Source organism: Nocardia carnea (assembly GCF_029868325.1).
Taxonomy (GTDB): Bacteria; Actinomycetota; Actinomycetes; order Mycobacteriales; family Mycobacteriaceae; genus Nocardia; species Nocardia carnea_C.
Window position 1 is genome coordinate 1 of sequence record NZ_JARWNW010000319.1, and the last position, 7,396, is coordinate 7,396.

8 protein-coding genes are annotated in these 7,396 nt (G+C 67.0%); 6 read left to right on the plus strand and 2 right to left on the minus strand.

Annotated elements, in window-relative coordinates; translation table 11 throughout:
* Positions 1–87: 87 nt before the first annotated feature.
* Positions 88–564: a nuclear transport factor 2 family protein gene (locus QH196_RS32185; protein ID WP_280419621.1), complete on the plus strand. Its 477-nt coding sequence runs from the start codon at positions 88–90 to the stop codon at positions 562–564.
* A 192-nt stretch (positions 565–756) separates the two neighbouring features.
* Positions 757–1,593 (plus strand): mycofactocin-coupled SDR family oxidoreductase, encoded by an 837-nt coding sequence (locus QH196_RS32190; protein WP_280419622.1) that lies wholly within the window; start codon positions 757–759, stop codon positions 1,591–1,593.
* Positions 1,594–1,705: 112 nt separating this feature from the next.
* On the opposite strand, the gene QH196_RS32195 is transcribed toward QH196_RS32190, so the two are convergent.
* A complete protein-coding gene (locus tag QH196_RS32195; protein WP_280419628.1) occupies positions 1,706–2,284 on the minus strand; it encodes a TetR/AcrR family transcriptional regulator in 579 nt (192 codons plus the stop codon).
* A gap of 90 nt (positions 2,285–2,374) precedes the next feature.
* Between QH196_RS32195 and QH196_RS32200 the strand changes: the two genes are divergently transcribed.
* Both QH196_RS32200 and QH196_RS32205 read left to right on the plus strand, forming a co-directional pair.
* Positions 2,375–3,697 carry an oxygenase MpaB family protein gene (locus tag QH196_RS32200; RefSeq protein ID WP_280419623.1) on the plus strand — a complete coding sequence of 441 codons (1,323 nt, stop codon included), beginning with the start codon at positions 2,375–2,377 and terminating at the stop codon, positions 3,695–3,697.
* A gap of 77 nt (positions 3,698–3,774) precedes the next feature.
* Positions 3,775–4,158, plus strand: coding sequence for a hypothetical protein (locus QH196_RS32205; protein WP_280419624.1), 384 nt, complete (start codon positions 3,775–3,777; stop codon positions 4,156–4,158).
* A 276-nt stretch (positions 4,159–4,434) separates the two neighbouring features.
* Here the strand turns inward: QH196_RS32205 and QH196_RS32210 are convergent, their stop codons facing one another.
* Positions 4,435–4,689 (minus strand): hypothetical protein, encoded by a 255-nt coding sequence (locus QH196_RS32210; protein WP_280419625.1) that lies wholly within the window; start codon positions 4,687–4,689, stop codon positions 4,435–4,437.
* Between the two features lie 380 nt (positions 4,690–5,069).
* On the opposite strand from QH196_RS32210, the gene QH196_RS32215 reads away from it, so the two are divergent.
* The gene (locus tag QH196_RS32215; RefSeq protein ID WP_280419626.1) at positions 5,070–6,254 is read left to right on the plus strand and encodes an acyl-CoA dehydrogenase family protein; all 1,185 of its coding nucleotides are present in this window, start codon (positions 5,070–5,072) and stop codon (positions 6,252–6,254) included.
* 29 nt (positions 6,255–6,283) lie between these two features.
* On the plus strand, positions 6,284–7,222 hold the full coding sequence (locus QH196_RS32220; protein ID WP_280419627.1) for a VOC family protein: 939 nt from the start codon (positions 6,284–6,286) through the stop codon (positions 7,220–7,222).
* Positions 7,223–7,396: the final 174 nt, after the last annotated feature.

Here is a 7,396-nt window from a genome sequence, read left to right on the forward strand (position 1 = left end):
CCACGCCGCGCGCCGGGTACCGCGGTAGCTCCCGATCACCGGGATCAGCGGCCGGAACGCGTGCTATCCGCGGCCTACGATCCGAGGGTGACTTCTTCGTCCGAATCCTCGCCCCGTGGGCCGATGAAACCCGACCGTGACGCCATCGCCGATACGGTGAACCGATATACCTATGCGCTCGACGAGCGGAACTGGCCCCGGCTCGACGAGGTATTCGCACCGGATGCCGTGGCCCGCTACGGCGCCGCCGCGGCGCCCGCGGTGCGTGGCCGCCCGGAGATCGTGGCGATGATCCGGTCCTTCCTGGATCGGTGCGGCCCCTCCCAGCACCTGCTCGGCAACCACGTCATCGATATCGACGGTGATACTGCCACCTCGATCTGCAAGGCCCGGGTATTGCATATCGGTGCCGGCGAGAACTCGAACCTCACCTACGAATGTGTGGGCGTGTATCGGGACAGGCTGACCCGGACGGAGCAGGGGTGGCGGATTGCCGAACGAACTTTCGTGATCGATATCGAGTTGGGGGACCGTCACGCGGTTCTCGGTGGTGGCTCCTCCTAGCGCACGCTGCCGGTGCGGCGGTGGCCGGAGCAGCCGGCAATCCCACCGTGCGGAATCAGCCCATCGCGCCGACTGCGGCCGTGGTAGACGTGTGACCTCCGGAATTCTTCGAAATGAAACGACCATGAGGCGGCGCTGCCGCGGTGGCAGCCGGCAATTCCGGCCCCGTCCGGGGTGTATCAGGAGGAAGTTATGAACGATTTCACGGGCCGTATCGCGCTGGTCACCGGTGCCGCACGAGGTCAGGGCCGAGCGCATGCCGTCGCACTGGCCGAACGCGGCGCCGATGTGGTGATCTGCGACCGTTGCGAGGACGTGCCGGCGGTCGTTTACGCGATGGGGCGCAAGGACGAACTCGCGGAGACCAAGGCGCTGGTCGAAGCGACGGGCCGGCGCTGCATCGCCGAACAAGCCGACACCGCAGACGAGGCAGCCCTGCAAGCGCTGGTGGCCCGGGCCGAGTCGGAATTCGGCGGAATCGATATCGCGATCGCCAATGCCGGTGTGTCGGCCGGTGCGCCTATCCAGGAGGCGTTCGACGGCCACTGGGCCGAGGTGATCGGTACGAACCTGACGGGTGTGTTCAATACCGTCGCCGCTGTTGCCCCCGGCATGATCTCGCGAAGCTATGGGCGGATCATCACGATCAGTTCGATGCTCGGTCGTGGCGCGGCGCCGGGGCAGGCCGCCTACTGTGCGTCGAAGTGGGGGGTTATCGGGATGACGAAGAGCGTGGCGCTCGATCTTGCTCCGCACGGTGTGACGGCGAACGTGGTCGCGCCGGGCAATATCGCGACTCCGATGGCGCAGAACGACGCCTTGTATCGGAAGATGCGGCCGGACCTGGAATCTCCCACTCTTGCCGATGCCGAACCGATCTTCTCGACGCTGCACGCGCAGCCGGTGCCGTTCCTCGATCCTTTCGAGGTGACCCGGGCGGTGCTGTATCTGGCCGATGAGGCGAGCGCGCATATCACCGGCACCGTGATGCCGGTCGATGCGGGAGCTGCGGCCCGCGTGACCGCCTGAGCCGATTTCCGGCCGTCGGCGGTCCGGGCCGGTGGTTCTACGGCCACCGCCGGGTCTGATGCCCACGGCGCTCCCAGGCTGTCCGGAGTATGTGGCGTTGTCCCGCGGACGGTTACCGAATCCGCTGTAACAGTTCGGAATTGAGTCGGCGTACCAAGGCGCGTAAGCGATCGTGTGTGGCCACCTCGGGTTCGCTGAGCCGGAGTTGCAGCAGTTCGCGTCCGGCCGCGTGGAGCACTCGCGCCGTGTACTCCGGGTCCTCGAGACCGGGACTGAACCGCAGGAGTTGCTGGACGAAGAACTCACGGACCACCGCCTCGGACTGCGCGAGTCGTTCGTAGAGTGCCGGGGGAGCGCCCTGTGGTGGAAACAGGAACAGCCGCCAGGTTGCGGGGCGGGTATCGACGGCGTGCAGGAGGCTGTCGAAGGCGCGCAGGGCGGGATTGCTTTCCGTGCCGTCGTCGCCGCTGATGGAAACAGCATCGGCGAATTGGGAAGCAGCGCGACCGGCTTCGCGGTCGATCAAGGCAACGAACAGGCCTGAGAGATCGCCGAACAGCTGATACAGCAACGAACGATTGACACCGGCCGCATCCGCGATGCGGTTCGGGGTCGCGGCATGAAAGCCCTCGGTGTCGACGATCGCCTGCGTGAGGTCGAGGATCTGCTCGCGCCGTGCCTCGGCGGGCATCCGCCGTCGCTGCTGCGAAGTCATGCTTGACAGCTTAACTAACAGTCCGTGAGTATTAACTCACACAGTGTTAGTTACTTGGAGGGCGCGATGCCTACGTACTACCCGGAACTTGCGCGGCGTGTGCGCAGTCAGGGCGAGCTACAGCCCGGCCTCTACGGTGACCTCGACTTCGGCAAACAGCCCTACCGCCTGGCGACCGGGCCCGGCGAGCCGTCGTCCCTGCCGCGCGGCGTCGCCGACCGGGACACGATCCTGGCCGACGACCGCGTCGTCGAGCTGATGTCCACGGCCACGATGCTCGGCGATGTCGTCGCCGACCCGTACGCCGCCCTGTCCGCCGAGCACAGTGTGACCAGTCTGATCGGCATGGTCCACCGAGCGTGCCGAGAAGGCCTCGACGCCGTCCCCGAGGCGCCACCGGAACTGGTCGCCTTCCTCTCCGCAATGGAAGCGACACCCGCCTGGCTCGACCCGGACCTGGTCCGGCAAGGCGCGAAGGCGGCGCGCACCCCGGCCGCCCTGCTCGCCCCCTTCGTGACCAGGGGTGCATTCATCGCCACTTTCACCAACACCTATGCGGCGCTGCCGATGGCGCTCACCGGCGCGCTGTCCGGCCGCCGCGCGGCCCGCCGCGTCAACGAAACGGCGTCGTTCTTCGCCGTCACCACCTTGCCCGATGCGCTCGACCGCTACGGCCCGGGCTTCGAAGCGGCGGCCATGGTGCGGCTGATGCATTCGATGGTCCGGTACAACGCGCTGAAACGATCCGAGCACTGGGATACCGATATCTACGGGGTGCCGGTGCCGCAGGTCGATCAGATGCCGGCCGGGATGATCGACCTCTACCTACTCGCCGTCCGCGTGCGCCGGCAGGGACGCACAGAATTCACCGCTGGGGAACGCGCCCAAGTGGAATTCAGCCGGTACCGATGCTTCCTCCTCGGCCTCCCCGAGGAACTGCTGCCGACCACGCCCGCCGAGATCATCCACGTATTCCACGCCCGCGCCGCCCTCCTCCGTGACGGCTTCGACGACGCCACCTGCGGCGAACTGATCCGTTCGACGATGGCCGCCTACCTCCGCCCGCACGACACCCGATTCGACCGGATGGCCGACGCGGTCGAGAAGAGTTACAGCAAGGCCGGTTTCGTCCTGGCGTTCTGCCGCGGCAGCCTGCGCATCGCCCGTGGCTTGGGAGTCACGCTCGGCCCGGCCGATTTCGCCCGGATCGCGGCAACCGCCCCCTTCATCCTCGGCCGCCTCCTGCTCGTGGACCGCGCCGCGCGCATCCCGCTACTCGCCCCCGCCGTCGACCGCTACCTCGTCAAGCTGATCGAACGCCGGTTGGCCACTTACGGCAAACCCGAGTTCGTCAGCGACGCCCGCACCTACACCCCTGTCCTGGGCTGATACTGCCGCCCACATTGCTCGGGGATGTTCATGTTGCGGCGCGGCCGGGTCGCTCCGGATCCACTACCGTCGAAGCTGTGAGCGATACCCAGTGGACAATTCTCGGTGAGCGGCTGATCGACGAGAATCGGCACATCCGGTTGTCGACAGCGGATATTCGACTTCCCGATGGCGTGGAGTTCACCCAATACGTCGCGCGTATGCCGCGATGCGCGATGACTCTGGTGCTCAACGACGCCCGGGAGATACTGCTGATGTACCGGCACCGTTGGATCATCGACCAGTGGGTATGGGAACTGCCCGGCGGATATGTCGACCACGCCGATACCCGACCGGACATCAACGAGGCCGAGACGATTCGGTGGGTATCACTCGGCAAAGCCGTGGAAATGATCGACCGCGGCGAGATCGTCGGCGCAGCGACCGTGGTGGGCGTGTACCGGGCGCTCACACTGTCGTAGCCCTCGTCACCTGCCGACGGAACTCCTCGATTGCCGGGATCTCACGATATGGGGTAAGCCGTGCCCGCACGTCCCGGAGATAGGCATACGTTCGGCGCGACTCCAGACTCCGCTACGACCTCAGCTGGCCGGACGAACGCTCGGTGCTGTCCGTGGCCGACCAGGCGCGCAATGCCGGGGCAGAGGTCGTCATTCTTCCCGCCCCCGATCATCTCGGCCCGCTGGAGTTGAATCGGGTCATGGACGTTGCGGATGTGGAGACCGTCCTGCCACGCCTCAGCTTCGCTCGCTGGGCATACGGGAAGGTGTCGCCGTGAGCGTTCCGGTCGTCGCCGGGTTCGTGATCGCTATCGGTCTACCGCTGCTGGTGATCGCGGTGGCGATCTGGTGGCCGTCGTGATCCGGATTCCCACCGAGCTCGGCCTCGGCGACGGTCTTCGCGGCCACCCGTTCGGCCCGGTCTGTGAAGAGATCGTTCACGACCACTGCGGCATCCTGGCGCGCGAGAACGGTGCGGGGCGGTCCGGTCATCCCAGGACCCGCCCCCCCTCTGTACCGCGTTTCGAGGCCGGTCGGAAAAGGATCCCACTGAGCAGGAGGTTCGTATCACACGGCGCCACCGGCTGCGAAGGTGGACCCACTGCGACGAGTTCCGCGGTCGCAATCACTTGACCAGGAGGTATCGTGAGCCCCACGACAGACACCGGCGCTCGGGTCCGTGTCTTCGACACCGGTGCGCCGGCTGCACGCGACGTGCGGGGTCCGGCGCTGCCTCGGTCCGGCCCGTGACTTCTGCGACGGCCACCCGAATGAGATCGCCGCGTTCGGCACCGACCCCGTCGTGTTCCGGGCGAGCCGCGTCGTCCTGACCACTCACCCCACTATTTCCATTACCCGGACCAGGAGCTCCGATGTCCTACGAAGTACTCGACAAGATCGTCGCCATCGCCGACGAGATCCGTGCCGGCGCCGACGAAGGCGAATCCCTCGGCCGTCTGCCCGACGATATGGCCAAAGGCCTGAAGGATGCCGGGCTGATCAGGCTGTTGCAGCGCAAGAAGTACAACGGCTACGAGGCGCATCCGCGCGAGTTCGCCGAAACCGTTATGAAGACCGCGAGCATCTACGGTTCCGCCGGCTGGGTCGGCGGCATCGTCGGTGTCCATCCGTGGCAGCTCGCTTTTGCCGACCCGAAGGTGCAGGAGGAAATCCTCGGCACCGACACCGATACCTGGCAGGCCTCGCCGTACATGCCGGCGGGTATCGCCGTGCCGACCGACGGCGGATATGTCATGAACGGCCGCTGGCAGTTCTCCTCCGGCACCGACCACTGCGACTGGATCTTCCTCGGCGCGATGGTGGGCGGTGCCGACGGCGCACCGCTGATGCCGCCGAAGAGCCTGCACGTGATCCTGCCCCGTTCCGATTACGAGATCGTGGCGGATTCCTGGGACGTGGTCGGTCTGCGTGGTACGGGCAGCAAGGACATCGTCGTGAAGAATGCCTTCATCCCGGACTATCGGGTGATGGAGTCGGACAAGGTGATCGACGGGACCGCGGCCAAGGAGTACGGGGTCACCGAAACCCTGTACAAGATGCCCTGGTCCACCATGTTCCCGCTGGGCATCACCGCCGCCACCATCGGTATCTGCGAAGGTGTGCTCGCGGCCGGGGTCGACTATCAGCGCAACCGCGTCGGTGCGACCGGGACGCTGGTCAAGGACGATCCGTACGTCCTGCACGCGCTCGGTGAATCGGCGTCGGAAATCGATGGGGCCCGCCAGCAGCTGCTGGCCAATGTGGACCGCATCTGGGACAAGGTCGACCGCGGCGAGGAGATCGATTTCGAAGCCCGCGCCGCGGTACGCCGCGATCAGATCCGCGCCGCCTGGCGCGCGGTCCGCGCCGCCGACGAGATCTTCGACCGGGCCGGCGGTAACGCGCTGCGGATGGACAACGCACTCCAGCGGTTCTGGCGTGACGCGCACGCCGGCCTGCACCACGCAATCCACGTCACCAGCACCACCTATCACGCGGCGGCCATGGCGTCGCTCGGAGTGGAGGTCCCCGAGGGGCCACTGCGCGTGATGATCTGACCGGCCCCGGAAAGGAATACGGATACACGATGACGGAAATCAAAGCGCTCGGTTATGTACGGGTTCAGGCCACGGATATGGATCGCTGGCGCGAACTCGGGTTCGAGGTACTGGGATTCGCACCCGGTTTCGGTGACGAAACCGACGCCCTGCACTTCCGCATGGACGAGCGCGCCTCGCGTATCACCGTCGAACGCGGTGACGTCGACCGGGTGACCGCGGTCGGCTGGGAGGTCCGGGACGCGCCCGCGCTGCGCCGGCTGATCGCCACCTTGGAGGCGGCCGGTTGCGCGTATACGCCGATGTCGCAGGAACTGGCCGACCGGCGCAAGGTCGAGGCCGGTATCTGTATGAAGGATCCCGGCGGTACCCCGCTGGAATTCTTCTACGGGCCCGTGCTCGAGCACAGTCCGGTGCTCACCAAATACGGGCAGAAGTTCGTCACCGGTGATCAGGGCTTGGGGCATGTGGTGATGCCGACGACGAATTTCGACGAATCGTTCGCCTTCTACACCGAAACGCTGGGATTCCTGTCCCGCGGCGCTTTCCGGATGCCGGCACCGCCGGAAGCCGGTCCGCTGCGGATCCGGTTCATGGGTGTCAATCGACGCCACCACAGCCTCGCGATCATGCCCAGTATGGAGGGGCGTGATCCGGGACTGATCCACGTCATGGTCGAGGTGGACGAACTCGACGCGGTCGGCCGCGCCTACGACCAGGTGATGGCCCGTGATTTCCCGGTGTCCTCGACGCTGGGCCGGCATACGAACGACAAGATGATCTCCTTCTACGTGCGGGTACCCGGCGGCTGGGATATCGAGTACGGCACCGGCGGCCGGCCCGTCGACGAGGCCTATTACACGGCCGAGGAGATCACCGCCGACAGCTATTGGGGTCACGAATGGCTGTGGGCCCGGGAGATGAAGGAAGCGCAGGCCGCGGCGGCCGCGGAAGCCGGCGAGGGGTAGACGGGCCGAACCCGATCTCGCGGCAACCTCGGTGGTAGCGGGGGGGGGGGGGGGGGGGGGGGGGGGGGGGGGGGGGGGGGGGGGGGGGGGGGGGGGGGGGGGGGGGGGGGGGGGGGGGGGGGGGGGGGGGGGCGGGGGGGGGGGGGCGGGGGCGCGCGGGGCGCGGGGGGGGGG